Raw genomic sequence first — 18,140 nt, forward strand, 5'->3', positions numbered from 1 at the left:
CAGGCACGGTGTACATCGCACGGGCGGGGAGAGGCCGTATGGAGAGCACACAGCAGGCCGAGCAGCAGCGGTCCGCCCAGCAGCGGCGGCGCCAACTGCTGGAGGCCGCCGACCGGGTGGTGCTCCGGGACGGCCCGCACGCGTCCATGAACGCCATCGCCGCCGAGGCGGGCATCACGAAACCGATCCTGTACCGCCACTTCGGCGACAAGGGCGGGCTGTACCGGGCACTGGCCAAGCGCCATACGGACGCGCTGCTCGCCGCCCTGCGGGCGGCGCTGGACGCGCCGGCCGAGCGCCGGCGGCGGGTGGAGGCGACGCTCGACACGTACCTCGCCGCGATCGAGGCCCGGCCGCAGGTGTACCGCTTCCTGATGCATCCGGCCGAGGACAGCCAACTGCCCGAGCAGGGCTTCGACGTGGGCCGCCACTCGGCGCCCCTGCTGCGCCGGCTCGGCGAGGAACTCGCCACGGTGATCCGGGAACGGGTCGACCTGGGGCCGGACAGCGAACAGCTCGCCCGGGTCTGGGGCCATGGCATCGTCGGCATGATGCACGGCGCGGGCGACTGGTGGCTGGGCGAACGCCCCTGCACCCGGGAGCAGCTGGTACGCAGCCTGGCGGACCTGCTGTGGGGCCGGCTGGCCGAGGTCGACGACCGCGAGGGCGGCCCGGGGTTCTGAACGGTGGCGCGGGGCGTGGCCGCGGCCGTGCGGGGCCGTACGCGTACGGTGCCGTGCGGGATGGTAAGCGTCCGGGGCGTCCGCTGGGACTCCCCGGCCGCCGGGACTCTCGGGCGCCGAGCCGACCCCCGGCGCCGTCTCCACGTACCGGCGCCCGCGCCGTACCGCCCGAGCGGCGTCACCCGTACGGGCCGGCCTCCGCCGACCACGACGCCCGGCGGACCGCCCGCAGGAGCCGGGTGCGACGGAGGCCGGTGAGGCGGTCCGCGTAGACCGTGCCGTCCAGGTGGTCGCACTCGTGCTGGAGGCAGCGCGCGAAGAACCCCGTTCCCTCCACCCGTACCGGCTCGCCCTCGCGTGTGACGCCCTCGACGACAGCCCGGTCGAACCGTTCGGTGCCCGCCTCCAGGCCCGGCAGCGACAGGCAGCCCTCCGCGCCGCGCACCGCGATCCCGTCGGCCGCCACGAGCCGGGGGTTGATGACGTGTCCGAGGTGGCGGACGTCCTCGTCGTCCGGGCAGTCGTACACGAACACCCGCAGCGGCACCCCGATCTGATTGGCCGCGAGCCCGACCCCCCGGGCGGCGTACATGGTCGCGAAGAGATCCTCGATCAGCCGCGAGAGGTCCGGACCGAAGTCCGTGACGGTCCCGCACGGCGCGTGCAGCACCGGATCGCCGAGTATTCGCATGGCCTGTACTCGCCCGGTGCTGCCGGGGATCGGACGGTTTCGCATGCCGATCAGGTTACGGTCCGTGGTGACGCCCCAGGTTGTGCCGGTGCCGCGGTCGGGCCCCTGGCCGGATCTCGATAGGCTGACCCAGGGACCGATGCGAGGAGGACCAACGACGATGTCAGGCAACACGGACCCGCTGACGCCGCGGGCCAAGCTGGCCGTGACTGCGGGCAGAGCCGCGGCGGCCGTGTCGCGCGCCGCCGGGCGAGGCAGCGGATCGGTGATCGGCGGCAAGGTCGCGCTCAAGCTCGACCCCGACCTGCTGGGCCGGCTGGCGCACCATCTCGATGTCATCCTCGTCTCGGCGACGAACGGGAAGACCACCACGACCCGTCTGATCGCCGAGGCGCTGCGCGCCGCCGGGCCCGTCGTCTCCAACGCGCTCGGCGCCAACATGCCGGCCGGTATCACCTCCGCGCTCGCGGGCGGCTCGGACGCCAAGTTCGGCGTCATCGAGGTGGACGAGAAGTACCTGGCGGGCGTCGCCCGGGACACCACCCCCAAGGCGATCGCCCTGCTCAACCTCTCCCGTGACCAGCTGGACCGCGCCGCCGAGACGCGGATGCTCGCCGAGAAGTGGCGCGAGGGCCTGGCCGGTACGAAGTCGGTCGTCATCGCCAACGCCGACGACCCGCTGGTCGTCTGGGCCGCCTCCTCCTCGCCGAACGTGGTGTGGGTGGCGGCCGGCCAGGAGTGGAAGGACGACGCCTGGTCCTGCCCGTCCTGCGGCGGCGTGATGCAGCGCCCCGGCGACGACTGGTTCTGCGGCGAGTGCGGCTTCCGCCGGCCCTCCCCCAGCTGGGCGCTGCACGGCGACCACGTCCTCGACCCGAACGGTTCGGCCTGGCCGATCCACCTCCAGCTGCCCGGCCGCGCCAACAAGGCGAACGCGGCCACCTCCGCCGCCGTCGCGGCGGTCTTCGGGGTGCCGCCGCAGGTGGCGCTGGAACGGATGTACCAGGTCCAGGCCGTGGCCGGACGCTACGACGTGGTGCAGTTCCTCGGCCGGGACCTGCGGCTGCTGCTCGCCAAGAACCCGGCGGGGTGGCTGGAGACGTTCTCCCTCATCGACCAGCCCCCGACCCCGGTCATCCTGGCCGTCAACGCCCGGGGCGCGGACGGTACGGACACCTCCTGGCTGTGGGACGTGGACTACACCCGGCTCACCGGCCACCCGATCTTCGTCATCGGCGACCGCAAGCTGGACCTCGCCGTGCGCCTGGAGGTGGCGGGCCAGGACTTCCGGGTCTGCGAGACAGCCGACGAAGCCGTACAGATGGCGCCGCCCGGACGGATCGAGGCGATCGCCAACTACACCGCGTTCCAGGATCTGCGCCGCCGCGTCGGCAACTGAGCCGTCCCGGCCCCTGCCCTGTCCGGCGCTCCGGCCGTCCCGGAGCGCCTCGGGGCCGCCCCGAGCCGGTGCGGTCCGCGGGACGGGGCTCGAGGTCCCGTCCCGCCGCGCGCCGGCGGACCGGGGCCTTCACACCGACGAGAGAGGCAACAGATCCCGTGTCCGCGAACTGGACCCCCCGGCCCCCTGGAGGACGAGCGAGAATGAGCGAGAGCAGCCTGCGTCTCGTGTGGATCTACCCCGACCTGCTGAGCACCTACGGCGACCAGGGCAACGCCCTGGTGGTCGAGCGCCGGGCCCGGCAGCGCGGTCTGGACGTCACACGCGTGGATGTCCGCAGCGACCAGCAGGTGCCGACCTCGGGCGACATCTATCTGATCGGCGGCGGCGAGGACCGGCCGCAGCGGCTGGCCGCCGAGCGGCTGCGCCGGGACGGCGGGCTCAGCCGGGCCGTGTCCAACGGCGCCATCGTGTTCTCGGTCTGTGCCGGGTACCAGATCCTCGGCCACGAGTTCATCAACGACCTGGGCGAGCGCGAGGCCGGACTCGGGCTGCTCGACGTGGTCTCCACCCGGGGCGAGGGCGAGCGGTGCGTCGGTGACGTACTGGGCGACATCGACCCGCGGCTGAACCTGCCGCAGCTGACCGGGTTCGAGAACCACCAGGGCGTCACGCACCTCGGCCCGACGGCCCGGCCGTTCGCCCAGGTGCGACTGGGCCGCGGCAACGGCACCGGCGACGGCACGGAGGGCGCGTACAACGACACCGTCTTCGGCACCTACATGCACGGTCCCGTGATGGCCCGCAACCCGCACATCGCGGATCTGCTGCTGAAGCTCGCGCTCGACGTGAACGCGCTGCCGCCGACCGACGACCGCTGGTACGACGCGCTGCGCGCCGAGCGCGTCGCGGCGGCGACGCAGCCCGCCTGAGAGAGGGCGGCGCGGCCCGCCCGGGAAGGCGGCGGGGGCCCGCCGGGGACGTGACGGGGCGGCCCGCCGAGAGCCGTGCGTACGCCCGGTCCGGGGCCTCCACCGCCCCGGGCCGGGCCCCGGCCGGCCCGGACCGGCTCCGGGCGGCCCGAGCGGAGCCCGGGGCGTCCAGCAGGCGGACGCGGGGTTTCGGTCCCGCCCCCGCCCGCCGGTAGGGTGACGACGATCAGGTCGTACGAAGAAGTCCGGCCGTCGGCCCACGTTGCAAAGGTGTCCCGGGCAATGCGAATTGGTGTGCTCACCTCCGGCGGAGACTGCCCCGGCCTCAACGCCGTGATCAGGTCCGTCGTGCACCGCGCCGTCGCCGACCACGGCGACGAGGTGATCGGCTTCCACGACGGCTGGAAGGGTCTTCTGGAGTGCGACTACCGCACCCTCGACCTGGACGCCGTGGGCGGCATCCTCGCCCGTGGCGGTACGATCCTGGGCTCGTCCCGGGTCCAGCCCGCCCATCTGCGGGACGGTGTGGAGCGTGCCAAGGGCCATGTGGCCGACCTGCGGCTCGACGCCATCATCCCGATCGGCGGTGAGGGCACCCTCAAGGCCGCCCACCTGCTCTCCGAGGCGGGACTGCCGATCGTCGGCGTGCCGAAGACCATCGACAACGACATCGCCTCGACCGACGTCACCTTCGGTTTCGACACGGCTGTCGGGGTCGCGACCGAGGCGCTGGACCGGCTCAAGACGACCGCCGAGTCCCACCAGCGCGTCCTGATCGTCGAGGTCATGGGCCGGCACACGGGCTGGATCGCCCTGCATTCCGGGATGGCCGCCGGTGCCCACGCCATCGTCGTGCCCGAGCGCCCGTTCGACATCGACGAGCTGACCGAGGTGGTCGGCAAGCGCTTCTCGGCGGGCAAGCGGTTCGCGATCGTGGTGGTCGCGGAGGGCGCGAAGCCCCGCGAGGGGTCGATGGCCTGGGACGAGGGCGGCAAGGACATCTACGGGCACGAGCGCTTCGCGGGCGTCGCCCGGCAGCTCTCGGTCGAGCTGGAGGAGCGCCTCGGCAAGGAGGCCCGGCCGGTGATCCTCGGCCATGTGCAGCGCGGTGGCACCCCCACGGCGTACGACCGGGTCCTCGCCACCCGCTTCGGCTGGCACGCGGTCGAGGCGGCGCACCGCCGCGAGTTCGGCATGCTGACGGCGCTGCGCGGCACGGACATCGTCATGGTGCCACTGGGCGAGGCCGTACAGACGCTGAAGACCGTGCCCGCGGACCGCTACGCCGAGGCGGAGTGCGTGCTCTGATCCCCCCGCCCGCCGTGGTCGGCCCCCGGGGGCCCGGGCCGCGCGGCGCGGCCGCCCCGGTCGCCGACGCGGCCGGGGACGGTTCTACTCTGGTGCGGACGACCGGCGCGTATCAGGCGCCGGTCAGCGGCGACGTCCCACGGGAGCAGACGGATGGATCACAGCGGGCACGGCACGACGATGGATCTGCCGCCGTTCACGCTGGCCCGGGCCCTGGGGTACTCCCCCGACCTCTTCTTCCTGATCGGCTGCCTGCTGGCGCTGGGCCTGTACGGCTGGGGCGTGCTGCGGCTGCGCCGGCGCGGGGACAGCTGGCCGGCCGGGCGTACGGTCGCGTTCGGCCTCGGGGTGCTGACGGTGGCGCTGGTGATGTGCACCGGGCTGAACGACTACGGCATGGTCATGTTCAGCGTGCACATGGTGCAGCACATGGTGATCAGCATGGTCTCCCCGATCCTGCTCCTGCTGGGCGCGCCGGTGACCCTGGCCCTGCGCGCGCTGCCGGTCGCGGGCGGTGGCCGCACGGGGCCGCGCGAGCTGCTGCTGGCGCTGCTGCACAGCCGGTACGTACGGGTCGTGACCCATCCGGCCTTCACGATCCCGCTGTTCATCGCGAGCCTGTACGGCCTGTACTTCACGCCCCTCTTCGACTTCCTCATGGGCTCCAGGCCCGGTCACATCGCGATGATGGTGCACTTCCTGGCGGTCGGCCTGGTCTTCTTCTGGCCGATCATGGGCGTCGACCCCGGCCCGCACCGGCCCGGCTATGTGATGCGGATGCTGGAACTGTTCGCCGGAATGCCGTTCCACGCCTTCTTCGGGATCGCGCTGATGATGGCGAGCGAGCCGATGGTGGACGCCTACCGCACTCCCCCGGCCTCCCTGGGGATCGACGCCCTCGCCGACCAGAACGCGGCGGGCGGTATCGCCTGGGCGTTCAGCGAGATCCCGTCGGTCCTGGTTCTGGTGGCCCTGGTCTACCAGTGGTACCGCTCGGAACAGCGGCAGGCCCGACGCTCGGACCGGGCGGCGGACCGGAACGGTGACAAGGAGCTGGCCGCGTACAACGCCTATCTCGCCTCGCTGCAGGCCAGGGGCCGGTAGCGCGGAGCCCGGGTCCGGGGCGACCATGGGGCTCACGGCCCCGGCCCCGGAGGAGGACATGACGTGTCCGGATCCACGAAGACGATGGGTGTGGTGACCGTCGGCGCGCTGGTCGTCGTGACGGGCTACACCGCGGCGCTCGGCAGCAACGGCTGGCTCTGGTTCGGATGGGTGGTCCTGGTCCTGATCACGCTCTCGATGGTCGCCTCACGGGGCCGCTGACGTCCGCGACCGGCAGGGTTTGCACTGGGCTAGTGCCGCGACCGGCAGGGTTTGCCCGTCAAGGAGCGGCGTCCGGTGCGTGTGATCGCAAGGCGGGCAGAAGTCCATGTAGCGGAGCTACCTGGGCTTGTGGCCAACGCGGCGAGCGCGCGTGCCGGGCGTCGCGACGGGGCAAACGTTGCCGGGAGGGGCACTAGGGAGTGGGCCGGCCGTTCACACTGGTGCCGTCGACGCCCGACGGCCGCACGGGAGTGGCCCCGCCCTCCGGCCCGGCGTCTTCCGCTGCGCGCTTCGTGGCACGCTCCGCCGTGGGCCCGGCGGGTCCGGTGCGGCCGTCGGCCGCGGGCCCGGCCGTGCCGCTCCTGATCGCGTCGAGGATGGCCATGCCCTGACCCACCAGCCCCGCCGCGACGCCGTTGACGCCGTCGGTGCCGTTCAGGACGGTCAGCCGTGCGTCCGCCATGCCCCGGGCGGCCGAGTCGGCGAGCGCCGGCAGGTTCTCCACGATGCGGTTGGCGGCGATGAGCTCCTGGTTGCCGTCCTTCAGGGACGCCGCGCGGACCGCGTTGGCGTCGGCCTGTGCCTGGGCGAGGGTGCGCTCCGCGTAGGCGTTGCCGTCCGCCTCGAACTTGGCCCGGTCGCGGGCCGCCTCGGCCAGGGTGCGCTGCCGGTACGCCTCGGCGTCCGCCGGCCGGCCGACCTCGGCCGCCAGCCGCTGCGCCGCCAGCCGCGCGTGGCGCTCGGCCAGCGCCGTCTGCTCCTCGATGGTCTCCTGGGATGCCCTGGCCTCCGCCAGGGGGCCCGCCTGGGCGGCGCGGGCGCCCGCCTGCTCCGTCTCCGCGTGGAAGCCGGCCCGTTTGATGGCGGTGTCCCGCTCGTACTCGGCCTTGAGCGCCGCGGCCTGCTGCTCCCGCTCCGCGGCTTCCTGGTCCGCCCTGGCCTGGGCGATACGGGCCTGGCTCGCGACCGCCGCCGCGTGCGGGGCCGCGAGGTTGTTGATGTAGCCGGTGGCGTCCTCGATCTCCTGGATCTGGAGGGCGTCCACCACGATCCCGAGCTTCTCCATCTCGCTGTGGCTGCCCTGCTTGACCTCCTGGGCCACCCGGTCGCGCTCCCGGATGATCTGCTCGACCGTCAGTCCGCCCACGATGGACCGCAGGTGTCCGGCGAAGATCCGGCCGACCAGTTCCTCCATCCGGTCCTGCTCGGTGAGGAAGCGGCGGGCGGCGTTGGCGATCGACACGGCGTCGTCCCCGACCTTGAACACCGCGACCGCCCGCACCCTGAGGCGGATGCCCTGCTGGGTGACGCACTCCTCGACGATCTCCGCCTCCCGCAGCGCCAGCGACAGCATGCGGGCCTTCTGTTTGACGGGCACCACGAAGCTGCCGTGCCCGGTGACGATCCGGAACTGGGTGTCCCGCGCCTGTCGTTTGGAGCCGGATATCAGCATCGCCTCGTTGGGCGCGGGAACGTGCCAGAACAGCATTGCGGTCTCCTGACGTACCGATCTCCTGATGTACTCCGGGGCTCCCGGCGTTCGTGACGGCCCCCGTCCTGCCGGAGAGGAACCCGTCCTGCCAGGAGGGAAGGGGCTCCTCAGGAGGGAAGGGGCTCCACGATCACCGAACGCGCCGAGATGGCGTCGACGACGATCACATGAAGGTTCCTGCCGATGGGGTGGTCGGCCCAGGCCGCGTACGCCTCGGAGCCGCCCCGTACCGATACCAGCACCTCACCGGGCCCGTCGGCGGGGATCGGAACGGTGACCCTGCCGATCGCTCCGACCGGGCTCTGCGAGGACTCATCCGCCGCGCGCATACGGCTCATCACTCGCGACCATGGGCGACCACGCCTCCTGGAGGGCCTGCCTCCGGTCTCGTACGCCCCGAGAACGCCCCGGGCGCGGCTGCCGACGGCGGTCGGCGGCCGACACGTCCTCTCGATCTCTTTCACCCTACTCCGCGTGCCGCCGGACGGACCTGCCGAGCGGGCGGGGACGGCGTCTCGCACCGGGCTCGGTCCGGTGCCGAAGTCGCCACCCGATCGGGTGAATGTGGCGCCGGGACGTTGCCGGACGGCACCACTTCCATCCCCTCCGGTGCGCCGAGAGCCCGGATTCACCGCCTCATTGCCGGGTAGCGGGCGGCGTCAGCGCGACGCGCCGGGGATTCCGGGTCGTACCGCCCCGGTGGATGCACCGCCATGCTGCTGCCGACCCACCCGCGACCGCTGACCGAAGGAACGCCACCAGTGACGACGACTGGCACGGAAGAGCCGGCCGAGACCGGCGACGCTTACGAGAACGAGGTGCCGGTCCGGCGCAAGCATCCCGGCAAGGTCGTCGTGGCCTGGCTGACCACCACCGATCACAAGACGATCGGCACGATGTACCTCGTCACGTCCTTCGGCTTCTTCGTCTTCGGTGGTGTGCTCGCCCTCTTCATGCGGGCCGAGCTGGCCCGGCCGGGGACGCAGATCCTCTCGAACGAGCAGTTCAACCAGGCGTTCACGATGCACGGCACGATCATGCTGCTGATGTTCGCGACGCCGCTGTTCGCGGGGTTCACGAACTGGATCATGCCGCTCCAGATCGGCGCGCCGGACGTCGCCTTCCCCCGGCTGAACATCTTCGCGTACTGGCTGTACCTCTTCGGCTCGCTCATCGCAGTCGCCTCCTTCCTCACGCCGAACGGAGCGGCCGACTTCGGCTGGTTCGCCTACTCCCCCCTGACGGACGGGGTCCACTCGCCGGGGGTCGGCGGCGATCTGTGGATCATGGGCCTGTCCTTCAACGGCTTCGGCACGATCCTCGGCGCGGTCAACTTCATCACCACGATCGTCTGTATGCGCGCCCCCGGCATGACGATGTTCCGCATGCCGATCTTCACCTGGAACGTGCTGCTGACGGCCGTGCTGGTGCTGTTCGCGTTCCCCGTGCTGGCCGCCGCGCTGTTCGCGCTGGAGGCGGACCGCAAGTTCGGCGCCCACGTGTTCAACGCCGCGAACGGCGGGCCGCTGCTCTGGCAGCACCTCTTCTGGTTCTTCGGCCACCCGGAGGTCTACATCATCGCGCTGCCGTTCTTCGGGATCGTCACGGAGATCATCCCGGCCTTCAGCCGGAAGCCGGTCTTCGGCTACATCGGGCTGGTCGCGGCGACCATCTCTATCGCGGGGCTCTCCGTCACGGTCTGGGCGCATCACATGTTCGTCACCGGCGGTGTCCTGCTGCCGTTCTTCGCCTTCATGACCTTCCTGATCGCCGTGCCGACCGGGGTGAAGTTCTTCAACTGGATCGGCACGATGTGGAAGGGCTCGCTGTCGTTCGAGACACCGATGCTGTGGTCGATCGGCTTCCTGGTCACCTTCCTCTTCGGCGGTCTGACCGGGATCATCCTGGCCTCGCCGCCGATGGACTTCCACGTCTCGGACTCGTACTTCGTGGTGGCGCACTTCCACTACGTGGTCTTCGGGACGGTGGTGTTCGCGATGTTCGCCGGGTTCCACTTCTGGTGGCCGAAGTTCACCGGGAAGATGCTGGACGAGCGGCTGGGGAAAATGACGTTCTGGACGCTCTTCGCCGGGTTCCACGGCACGTTCCTCGTCCAGCACTGGCTGGGCGCGGAGGGGATGCCCCGGCGGTACGCCGACTACCTGGCGTCGGACGGGTTCACCGCGCTCAACACCGTGTCCTCGGTTTCCTCGTTCGTACTGGGTCTGTCGTTGCTGCCGTTCTTCTACAACGTCTGGAAGACGGCGAAGTACGGGAAACAGGTCGAGGAGGACGACCCGTGGGGCTTCGGCAGGTCCCTGGAGTGGGCGACGTCCTGCCCGCCGCCGCGGCACAACTTCCTCACGCTGCCGCGGATCCGCTCCGAGTCCCCGGCCTTCGACCTGCACCACCCGGACATCCGGTCGCTGGACGAGGCCCTGAACAGGCCCCATGCGTCCCGGACCGTGGCGCCCGGGGACAAGCAAGAGGGCTGAGGGAGAGGTCCGTGGAGCCCGAGGAGGACATCGCCCGGGGCATCGCCCGGGACGTGGACCAGCCCGTGGACCGGAGCGTTGACCGGCGCGTCGCCCAGGACATCGCGCGGGGTATCGCCCAGGTCGAGGGTCATCTCCTGTGGAGCGCGGAGATGGCGGACATCCGGCGTCAGGCGGGCCGGTTCAGCGCGCAGTTGCCGTGGCTGACGTCCGCGCAGCGGGCGGATGTGGAACGCGTCTACGTGACCGACCGGGCAGCCGTCTCCCGGGCGATACTGCTGCGCGTGCGGGAGCGGGCCCTGGCGTTGCGCGGGGAGTACGGCGAACGGTACGCACGGCTCAGGGCGCGATGCGTGGCGTGGACCGTGGCTGCGGTCGGCGCGACGATCGGTCTCCTGGCGGCGGTGACATTCCTCGCCCGCTGACACCTGGTCGGGCCGGGCGGCGCAATGGCCGTGACGGCGGGAGAGACCCGGGTCTCGGGGCTTCCGGGCCTCGGGGACATGACACCGGCAATCGGCGAACAGCGCGCGGCGGTCGGCCCGGCACGCGGGGAAACGTGCCGGGCCACCCGCATGACACGTCACTCGGAGCTCAGGGCGTCCTTACCGGCCCAGGCCCGGGAGTGGTGGGAGCGCAGTCCGCTCCAGTCCAGCGCGTCCCGCGCCTGCCGGGACGTGAGATCGGCGGCCTCGCGGGCCTCGGTGACGACGTCGCCGTGCTCCCTCACCAGTTGGTCATAGATCGGCGGATTCGATGCCACGTTCTTTCGTCCTTCGGTCGTCAGGCGGTGAGCCGCCCTCCGGGCCGAGGCCGGCAGCGGGAACACCGGCGTCCACGCGTAAACCACGCCACGCATTCCCCAGGTCAGCCTACGTATGCGCGCCCCGTTCCCCCAACCCTCTGTGAAACGGATCACGCCGGAATACGCCCATTCCCGCCCGGGGACGCGCCGTCGGTCAGTCGCGGCCCTGCCAGAGGTCCGGGCCGAACACCTCGTAGTGGATGCGCTCGGCGGGCACTCCGGCGTCCCGCAGGCGCTCCCGCACCGTGCGCATGAAGGGCAACGGGCCGCACAGATAGGCGTCGAGGGGCCCGGCCGGAAGGGTGATCGCCGCAAGGTCCACCAGCCCGGTGCGATCGCCGACGGCCGCGCCGCGACCGTGCTCGTACCAGAAGTGGGCCTGTCCGTCGCCGAGTTTGCCGACCAGGGCCAGGTGCTCGTCGCGCAGCGCATGGTCCGCGGGCGAACGGTCGCCGTGTACGACGACGACGGGGCCGCGGTGTCCGTCGCGCACCAGCTGCTCCAGCATCGCGATCACCGGCGTGCAGCCGATGCCCGCCGAGGCGAGCAACAGGGGCGCCCCGGTGTCGCGGAGGACGACATCGCCGTACGGGGCGGACAGCTCGACGACGTCACCTTGGCGGACCCGGTCGTGCAGATACCCGGACACCTCACCGGCCGGGGACGCCTCGCCGGATGCCTCACGGGGCGTCTCAGCGGCGGGGCCGGATCCGGCGGGTACGCGCTTGACCGTGATCCGGCGGGACTCCGTGCCAGCCGTCCCGGTGAGGCTGTACTGCCGGATCTGCTGGGCACCGTCGGGCAGTTCGACACGGACCGAGACGTACTGGCCCGCCGTGAACTCCGGCGCCGCGGCGCCGTCGGCCGGCCGGAGTTCGAGGGAGATCACGTCGGCGGTCTCCTGGACCCGCCCGACCACTCGCCACGGCCGCCAGGTGTCCCCGAGGAGGACGCCGTGGCGGGCGTAGAGGTCCCGTTCGGCGCGGATGAGGCTGTTGGCCATCAGCCAGTACACCTCGTCCCAGGCAGCGGCGACCTCCGGGGTGACCGCGTCGCCGAGCGCGTCCCCGATGGCCGCGAACAGGTGCGTGTGCACGACGCGGTACTGGCCCGCGCCGATGCCGAGGGAGGCGTGCTTGTGGGCGATCCGGCCGAGCAGGGCGTCCGGGGACCGGTGCGGCCGCGTCACCAGCGCTCCCGCGAAGGCCGCGATCGCACCGGCGAGCGCCTCGCGCTGTGCGCCGGTGGCCTGGTGGGCGCGGTTGAACAGCGTGCGCTCCAGTTCGGGATGGGCCGCGAACATCCGCGCGTAGAAGCGCTCGGTGATCCCGCCCAGGGCCTCTCCCACGGCGGGCAGCGTGGCACGGACGACGGCGGCGGACTCCTCGGTCAGCACAGTGGTGCCTCCCCTTCCTGAACTGGCATATGACATTCGCATTTATGGGCGTGCGCACACGTCCCACGGCTTCGCGCGACGCGGCCCTGCTCGACGGGTGCGCCCCGCACGACGGACACAACGCACACGACGGCGACGCGCACGGCGGTCAGGGCCGGCACGGCGGTCAGGGCCGGCACCGGTGACCTGACGCGGCGTCAGTCCGCCCGGCCGCCCCTGCCCACCAGCCCCAGCAACACCGGCCCGGTGGGCGACTCCGTCAGGCTCTCCACCGTGAGCGGATCGAGCGAGGCGTAGAAGGCCTCCTGCGCCCGCCGGAGCGCCCCGCGGAGCCTGCAACCCCCGTGCAGCGGACAGGGGGTCTCCCCCTCGCAGTCCACGACATCGCCGACTCCTTCGAGCTCCCGCATCAGCCCCCCGATGGAGACCTCACGACCCGCCCCGGTGATGGCCAGCCCGCCACCGCGGCCCCGTCTGGTCTCGACCAGACCCAGGTGCTGCAGCCGGGCCACGACCTTGGCGAGGTGCGAGTACGGCACTCGCAGGGCGGCGGCGGTCTCCCGCGCCGTGGAGGGTTCCTGGGCGACAGCGAGCGCCATGAGCACCCGCAGCGCCAGATCCGATGACCTGGTGAGGCGCATCCACGCAGATTAGATAATACGCATCTCGGATGCAAATTAATGTCGCGGGTCCGCGCTCCCCAGGCGACGGGACCCTTCGCCGGACGGGCCCGGACCGCTCCTCGTCGGCCGGCGAACGGTCCGGCCGACGCCGGCCCGCGGAAGGTCAGATCTCCAGCGAACCCTCGACCTTCTTGAGGCTGTGGCGGGCGAGCGCCAGATTGGCCCGTTTGCGGTCGAGGGCCAGGTAGAGGAAGAGCGAGCCGTGGCTGGCGGCCAACGGACGGATCAGGTGGTACTGGGAGGAGAGCGTGATCAGGATGTCCTCGACCGTGTCCTCGATGTCGAGGGTGGCCAGGGTGCGCGCCTTGGCCCGTACGACCTCGGTGTTGCCGGCGGCGGCGACCTCCAGGTCGAGCCCCTGGCCTCCGCCCAGCGTGCCCAGGGACATGCCACTCTCGTAATCGACCACCGCGACACCGAGGGCGCCTTCTATGCTCATGGCCTCTTTGAGCGCGGTCTCCAGATTCATCGTATGGGTCCTGCTTCCTCGATCTGGCGGCGGCACTTGCCCAGGCAGGAGAGAAAGAAGTCCATGAGCAAAGTCGCCAAGTTCGGTCACCAAAGTGCAAGTTGCGCCTAGGCTACTGTGTCAACTGGCTGGAAATGAAGGGATACACGTGTCAGCCATCGAGGCATCCCTTTCCGAGCTGCTGAAGACCCCGGGGCTCACCGGAGCCGCGCTGGTGGACGGCGTCACGGGACTCACCTACGGCGCCGTCGGGGACGCGCCGGAGGCGGGAGACGGCGCGGAGACCGCCGAGTTGACGGCCCTGATCACCGATCAGGTGGGCCGGGCGGCGGAAGACAACGAACTGGAGAGCGTGATAGTGACAAGCGCGCGCCGCTATCTCGTCGTTCAGACCGTCCGGCGAACCGGGGACCCGCTTCTGCTGGTCGCCGCACTGGACAGGAGCCGGACCAACCTCGCCCTGGCGACACGCCAGTTGACGGCCCACGCGGAAGGTCTGGCGGCGTGACGGACGGATCGCACCTCGCGACCACGGGCGAAGGGACCGGCGCCGGCCACCCGCCCGGGACCGCCAACCTCGGCCGCGCGCAGATCGGCAGCCCCGGAGTTCCCGGTGTCCCGTTCGGTGAGCCCGACGTCCCCCGCCCCTCGCCCGACGGCACGGCCCAGGAGGCGGCTCGCGCTCCCGGCGGCCAGGAGCCGCGGCAGGACGCCCCCGCGCGCACCCTCCGCGCGCTGCTGCTGGGGCTGCGCCAGGAAGCGCGCAGCGGCACCGTGCGAGTCTCCGGGACACCTGGAGGAACGATTCATCTGAGGGACGGGCTGATCGTCGCGATCGAGAGCCCGGGTACGCCCTCCGTCGAGTCCGCCCTGCTGAAGTCGGGCCGTATCGACGAGGAGGGCTGGGCCCGGGCGCTCGCCACCGCCCGGAAGACCGGCGCGGAGGGCGACGCGCTGGGAACCACCCTGGTCGCTCAGGGCCTGGTCGGGGCCGTCGAGCTGGAAGTCCTGTGCGCCGCCACGGTGTTCGAGGGCGCGTTCGCGCTGTCGCTGGGCCGGACGGCCGAGTGGGAGACCGCCGAATCGTCCCCCGTACTGCGGTGCGGGCCCGGGGTCGAGCCCCGGGCCGCGGCCGAGGAGACCACGCGCCGCCTCGCGTTGGTGTCCCGGCTGTGGGGCCCGGCGGCCGAGCTGGCCCGGGCCAGGACGCGGCCCTCGTCCCAGGCGGAACGGACGGTCGGCCGGCTGCCCCGCCGCTACCAGTCGCTCCTCACAGCGGCCAACGGCCGCCGCACCCCACGGGATCTCGCGTTCGTCCTGGGCCGGGGGCTGTTCGGTGTCATGGTGGACCTGATCCGCATGAACGACCTCGAGCTCCTCCAGTGGGAGGGCGCCCGGCCGGCCGGCAGACCGAGCACGGCCCCACGGCTGATCCCCACCGAGCAGTCCCCGCCCCCCGCGCCGTCGGCCACGCTGCCCCGACGCGTCCCCCGCGCGCGTCCGGACCGCCTCGACCCCTGACGCGGGAGTGGCGCGCCTTCCCGTCCCTTTCCCACGCCCACGCCCACGCCCAGGCCCAGGCCCAGGCCCACGGCAGCACCTCGACCGGATCACACCCTAGGAGCGACCACCATGCACGCACCCTCCTCCGTCACCTCTCTCGTCGACGTTCTGACCTCGCTGCGGGAGCGGGTGATGGGGACCTCGGAAAGCGTTCTGTCGACCGCCGACGGACTGCTGGTGGCCGCCGACGCCGACAGTGTCCAGCCCGAGGCGATAGCCGCGCTGGCGGCGGCCACCCTGGGCATCGGCGCGCGCATGGCCCAGCAGGCCGAGGCCGGCGCGCTCCGTGACGTGGTGATCCGCTGCGGCGGCGGACAGATCGTCGTCCTCGCCGTCGGTGACCGGGCGCTGCTCTCCGTCCTGGGCGACGAGGGGCTCGACATCGCGGCGCTGCAGCGCGAGGCACCCGCGATCGTCAAGGAGCTGAGCGCGCTGCTGGCCCAAGACGTGTCCGCCTGATCCGCCGACCCGGCGCCGACCCCCTACGTCGGCGTGCCCGGGGCGCGGATCTCCAACCTCGATCCGCCCACGCTCGCGGCTGTCACCTTCGGCCTCGCCCAGAGCGCCGGACGGCGACGACGGCGTCACGCGGTCAAAGAACGGTGTGACGCTCCACCTGGTGTACCTGGTGTCTGTAGTCCCGGGGAGCGAGTCCGTAAGCGGCGCGGAAAGCACGGGTGACTGTTCCGGGGGGTGAATCCCCAGCGGGCCGCGATCCGGTGGATGGGCGTCGTCCGCAGTGCCGGTCGGAGAGGTCGCGGCGCGCCCGTTCCAGGCGTTGCCGGCGGATCAGCGCGGAGACGGTGACGTGCTCGGACTGGAAGAGGCGGTGCAGGTGGCTCAGCGAGATGTTGTGGGCCGAGGCGATGGCGGGCGGGTCGAGCCGCGGGTCGTTCAGGTGCCGCTGGATGAACGTCCGGATGCGGAGCGTGAGGACCTGGGTGCGGCTCTCCGTCGGCAGCCGGTCCTGGTCTCCGTCTGGTTGGCCCGCACGGCGGTGAACGGGTCGGTCGGCACCGTCTCCAGCCGGGGCCCGTCGGAGGACCGGTAGCCGGCGGTGCCCCGGACCAGTCGGGTGAGCATTCCGGCCAGCAAGGCGCCGACCCCCTCGTGCCCCGGCAGCCGCCGGACGAGCATGCGGTCCATGACGTCGGCGGGCAGCGGTACTCGCGCCTTGGGGATCTCGAAACCCACCAACGGCACCAAGATCTCGGGATGGGTGTGGAACGGCGCCCTGGACGACGGCGGCTCCCAGGCCGCGGACAACGAATGCTGACACGGCGTTCGACCGGTAAGTGAGTGGTGTCGGGGACCGGCTGTGGCTGACGCCACGAGCACCGGTCCCTGGCTCCGTGGCTGACGCCGCGAGCACATCGCGCCGGCGGGTCCGCTCAGCGGTACGGCTCGTCCGGCAGCCACTCCGCCAGGATCTCCCGTGCCGCCTCGTCCAGTACGCGGCGCAGCCGGAGCGCGTCCGGCGCCAGGGCCGTGACGACGACGGCCGGGCCGGCCAGCGGGGTGAGTACAGCGCTCTCTCCCAGCAGCCGGGGCCGGGCCGGCTTCACATCGAACTCCGGCCCGACAACGAGCAGTTGGCCCGTGGCACGGTGCCCGGCCAGTACGGCCGGGCCGTCCCAGCCACCGGGCACACCGGGACCGCTGCCGAGTTCCTGGTCGAACAGCGGCCGGCCGGCCCGGCGGACGGTGAGCCGGCTGACGAGCGTGCCGGGCGGCTCGCCGTGACGGCCGAGGACCTGTTCCTCACGCAGCACCAAACGGGCGGTGGCGGCCAGTTCGACGCGGGTACGCGCGCGAAGGTCACTGCCGTACGCGGAGATGACCGGCCCCGGCAGCCAGCACAGCTCGGCGTGCTCGCCGACGGTCAGCCGCACGTCATACGAGGCCGGTACGGCAGTGCGGGACGGGAGGGAGACCGTGGCCGCGGCCGCGTCGACGGTCAGCCGCGCCCCCTCCCGCACCTCCGCCTCGATCGCGAGCCGGTCCCCGCCCAGAGGGGCGCTCATCGCGCCGACGACGGTGACCCGGAGACCGGGGCCCGCCGCCCGGGTTCGGCGCAGGGCCAGCGGCCCCTCCCCGCTGAGGACCGGCAGTCCGGCGGGGGTGGCGACGATACGGGCGGTGGCCCGGACGCCGCTCACGCGGTCCAGGCGGCGAGGCGCCCGAGCACCCACTCCCGCACGGGACCGACACCCGCCCCGTCCGCCCCGCTCTCTCCACTCTGCCGGGTCGTCCCCTCCGCACCCGTCCTCTTCTCCGCGTCCCTCAACGAGGTGAAGACGACCGGGAGTTCGCCGCGCTGCTCCTTGGCGTCGCGGGCCATCCGGTCCAGGTCGGAGCCGACGTACGGCGCCAGGTCCGTCTTGTTGACCACCAGCAGGTCGGCGGTGGTCACCCCGGGCCCGCCCTTGCGCGGGATGTCGTCGCCGCCCGCGACGTCGATCACGAAGATCTGGGCGTCCACCAGGCCCTTGGAGAAGGTCGCGGTGAGATTGTCACCGCCGGACTCCACGAGGATCAGATCGAGCGGACCGACCGCGTCCTCCAGGTCCTCGACGGCTTCGAGGTTGGCGGAGATGTCGTCGCGGATGGCGGTGTGCGGGCAGGCTCCCGTCTCGACGGCCTGGATGCGCTCGGGCGGCAGGACGGCGTTGCGGAGCAGGAACTCCGCGTCCTCACGGGTGTAGATGTCGTTGGTGACGACGGCGAGCGAGAGCCGGTCGCGCAGGGTGCGGCAGAGCGCGGCGACGGTCGCGGTCTTGCCCGAGCCGACGGGTCCGCCCAGCCCGATGCGCAGGGCGCGCCGGCGCCCGTCGGGACGCCGGGCGTCCGCGCTGACGGCCGCCGGGCCCGTACGGCTGTGGTCGAGGTGCATGGTGT

At 72.2% G+C, this 18,140-nt stretch carries 23 protein-coding genes; 12 read left to right on the top strand and 11 right to left on the bottom strand.

What is annotated here, in order from left to right:
* Positions 1-38: 38 nt before the first annotated feature.
* The gene (locus tag ACU6P3_RS03590) at positions 39-683 is read left to right on the top strand and encodes a TetR/AcrR family transcriptional regulator (protein ID WP_352086067.1); all 645 of its coding nucleotides are present in this window, start codon (positions 39-41) and stop codon (positions 681-683) included.
* 178 nt (positions 684-861) lie between these two features.
* Here the strand turns inward: ACU6P3_RS03590 and def are convergent, their stop codons facing one another.
* Positions 862-1,419 carry a peptide deformylase gene (gene def / locus ACU6P3_RS03595; RefSeq protein WP_447195877.1) on the bottom strand — a complete coding sequence of 186 codons (558 nt, stop codon included), beginning with the start codon at positions 1,417-1,419 and terminating at the stop codon, positions 862-864.
* A 115-nt stretch (positions 1,420-1,534) separates the two neighbouring features.
* Here def and ACU6P3_RS03600 point away from each other — a divergent pair, with 115 nt between their 5' ends.
* The 5 genes from ACU6P3_RS03600 (at position 1,535) to ACU6P3_RS03620 (ending at position 6,339) form a co-directional block, all read left to right on the top strand.
* A complete protein-coding gene (locus ACU6P3_RS03600) occupies positions 1,535-2,773 on the top strand; it encodes a MurT ligase domain-containing protein (protein WP_447195878.1) in 1,239 nt (412 codons plus the stop codon).
* A gap of 203 nt (positions 2,774-2,976) precedes the next feature.
* Positions 2,977-3,705 (top strand): type 1 glutamine amidotransferase, encoded by a 729-nt coding sequence (locus ACU6P3_RS03605; RefSeq protein ID WP_352086069.1) that lies wholly within the window; start codon positions 2,977-2,979, stop codon positions 3,703-3,705.
* A gap of 282 nt (positions 3,706-3,987) precedes the next feature.
* The gene (locus ACU6P3_RS03610; RefSeq protein WP_030743186.1) at positions 3,988-5,013 is read left to right on the top strand and encodes a 6-phosphofructokinase; all 1,026 of its coding nucleotides are present in this window, start codon (positions 3,988-3,990) and stop codon (positions 5,011-5,013) included.
* A gap of 153 nt (positions 5,014-5,166) precedes the next feature.
* Positions 5,167-6,117 carry a cytochrome c oxidase assembly protein gene (locus ACU6P3_RS03615; protein ID WP_447195879.1) on the top strand — a complete coding sequence of 317 codons (951 nt, stop codon included), beginning with the start codon at positions 5,167-5,169 and terminating at the stop codon, positions 6,115-6,117.
* A gap of 63 nt (positions 6,118-6,180) precedes the next feature.
* Complete coding sequence (locus ACU6P3_RS03620) at positions 6,181-6,339, top strand: hypothetical protein (protein ID WP_030743182.1); 159 nt, start codon at positions 6,181-6,183, stop codon at positions 6,337-6,339.
* 193 nt (positions 6,340-6,532) lie between these two features.
* Here ACU6P3_RS03620 and ACU6P3_RS03625 read toward each other — a convergent pair whose 3' ends face one another.
* Positions 6,533-7,828, bottom strand: a complete 1,296-nt coding sequence (locus tag ACU6P3_RS03625; protein ID WP_447195880.1) for a flotillin family protein — start codon at positions 7,826-7,828, stop codon at positions 6,533-6,535.
* A gap of 110 nt (positions 7,829-7,938) precedes the next feature.
* Positions 7,939-8,169 carry an NfeD C-terminal domain-containing protein gene (locus tag ACU6P3_RS03630; RefSeq protein WP_352086072.1) on the bottom strand — a complete coding sequence of 77 codons (231 nt, stop codon included), beginning with the start codon at positions 8,167-8,169 and terminating at the stop codon, positions 7,939-7,941.
* Between the two features lie 423 nt (positions 8,170-8,592).
* On the opposite strand from ACU6P3_RS03630, the gene ctaD reads away from it, so the two are divergent.
* Together ctaD and ACU6P3_RS03640 are read left to right on the top strand one after the other, a co-directional pair.
* Positions 8,593-10,326, top strand: a complete 1,734-nt coding sequence (ctaD, locus tag ACU6P3_RS03635; RefSeq protein ID WP_447195881.1) for an aa3-type cytochrome oxidase subunit I — start codon at positions 8,593-8,595, stop codon at positions 10,324-10,326.
* Positions 10,327-10,391: 65 nt separating this feature from the next.
* Positions 10,392-10,751, top strand: coding sequence for a hypothetical protein (locus ACU6P3_RS03640; protein ID WP_447197756.1), 360 nt, complete (start codon positions 10,392-10,394; stop codon positions 10,749-10,751).
* Positions 10,752-10,909: 158 nt separating this feature from the next.
* Here the strand turns inward: ACU6P3_RS03640 and ACU6P3_RS03645 are convergent, their stop codons facing one another.
* Together ACU6P3_RS03645 and ACU6P3_RS03650 are read right to left on the bottom strand one after the other, a co-directional pair.
* Positions 10,910-11,089: a hypothetical protein gene (locus ACU6P3_RS03645; RefSeq protein ID WP_324604721.1), complete on the bottom strand. Its 180-nt coding sequence runs from the start codon at positions 11,087-11,089 to the stop codon at positions 10,910-10,912.
* 196 nt (positions 11,090-11,285) lie between these two features.
* Positions 11,286-12,527: a globin domain-containing protein gene (locus tag ACU6P3_RS03650; protein ID WP_447195882.1), complete on the bottom strand. Its 1,242-nt coding sequence runs from the start codon at positions 12,525-12,527 to the stop codon at positions 11,286-11,288.
* A gap of 44 nt (positions 12,528-12,571) precedes the next feature.
* On the opposite strand from ACU6P3_RS03650, the gene ACU6P3_RS03655 reads away from it, so the two are divergent.
* The gene (locus tag ACU6P3_RS03655) at positions 12,572-12,712 is read left to right on the top strand and encodes a hypothetical protein (protein WP_447195883.1); all 141 of its coding nucleotides are present in this window, start codon (positions 12,572-12,574) and stop codon (positions 12,710-12,712) included.
* Between the two features lie 12 nt (positions 12,713-12,724).
* Here ACU6P3_RS03655 and ACU6P3_RS03660 read toward each other — a convergent pair whose 3' ends face one another.
* Both ACU6P3_RS03660 and ACU6P3_RS03665 read right to left on the bottom strand, forming a co-directional pair.
* The gene (locus tag ACU6P3_RS03660) at positions 12,725-13,168 is read right to left on the bottom strand and encodes an RrF2 family transcriptional regulator (RefSeq protein WP_447195884.1); all 444 of its coding nucleotides are present in this window, start codon (positions 13,166-13,168) and stop codon (positions 12,725-12,727) included.
* Between the two features lie 145 nt (positions 13,169-13,313).
* Positions 13,314-13,679, bottom strand: coding sequence for a hypothetical protein (locus ACU6P3_RS03665; protein WP_447195885.1), 366 nt, complete (start codon positions 13,677-13,679; stop codon positions 13,314-13,316).
* Positions 13,680-13,827: 148 nt separating this feature from the next.
* Here ACU6P3_RS03665 and ACU6P3_RS03670 point away from each other — a divergent pair, with 148 nt between their 5' ends.
* From ACU6P3_RS03670 to ACU6P3_RS03680, 3 genes are all read left to right on the top strand, one after another.
* Positions 13,828-14,187, top strand: a complete 360-nt coding sequence (locus ACU6P3_RS03670) for a hypothetical protein (protein ID WP_447195886.1) — start codon at positions 13,828-13,830, stop codon at positions 14,185-14,187.
* Positions 14,184-15,200 (top strand): hypothetical protein, encoded by a 1,017-nt coding sequence (locus ACU6P3_RS03675; protein ID WP_447195887.1) that lies wholly within the window; start codon positions 14,184-14,186, stop codon positions 15,198-15,200. Before ACU6P3_RS03670 ends, ACU6P3_RS03675 begins: the two co-directional genes overlap by 4 nt.
* A gap of 111 nt (positions 15,201-15,311) precedes the next feature.
* Positions 15,312-15,701: a roadblock/LC7 domain-containing protein gene (locus ACU6P3_RS03680; protein WP_447195888.1), complete on the top strand. Its 390-nt coding sequence runs from the start codon at positions 15,312-15,314 to the stop codon at positions 15,699-15,701.
* A 133-nt stretch (positions 15,702-15,834) separates the two neighbouring features.
* Here ACU6P3_RS03680 and ACU6P3_RS03685 read toward each other — a convergent pair whose 3' ends face one another.
* The 4 genes from ACU6P3_RS03685 to ureG all read right to left on the bottom strand — a co-directional run bounded on the left by ACU6P3_RS03685 (position 15,835) and on the right by ureG (position 18,135).
* Positions 15,835-16,203 (bottom strand): helix-turn-helix domain-containing protein, encoded by a 369-nt coding sequence (locus ACU6P3_RS03685; protein ID WP_447197757.1) that lies wholly within the window; start codon positions 16,201-16,203, stop codon positions 15,835-15,837.
* Entirely contained in the window at positions 16,137-16,448 is a 312-nt protein-coding gene (locus ACU6P3_RS03690) for a hypothetical protein (RefSeq protein WP_447198201.1), read from the bottom strand. Before ACU6P3_RS03690 ends, ACU6P3_RS03685 begins: the two co-directional genes overlap by 67 nt.
* A gap of 185 nt (positions 16,449-16,633) precedes the next feature.
* Entirely contained in the window at positions 16,634-17,401 is a 768-nt protein-coding gene (locus ACU6P3_RS03695) for an urease accessory protein UreD (protein ID WP_447195889.1), read from the bottom strand.
* A complete protein-coding gene (gene ureG / locus ACU6P3_RS03700; RefSeq protein ID WP_447195890.1) occupies positions 17,398-18,135 on the bottom strand; it encodes an urease accessory protein UreG in 738 nt (245 codons plus the stop codon). The genes ACU6P3_RS03695 and ureG overlap by 4 nt, the downstream gene beginning before the upstream one ends.
* Between the last annotated feature and the right edge of the window lie 5 nt (positions 18,136-18,140).

The organism is Streptomyces hebeiensis, assembly GCF_052983195.1.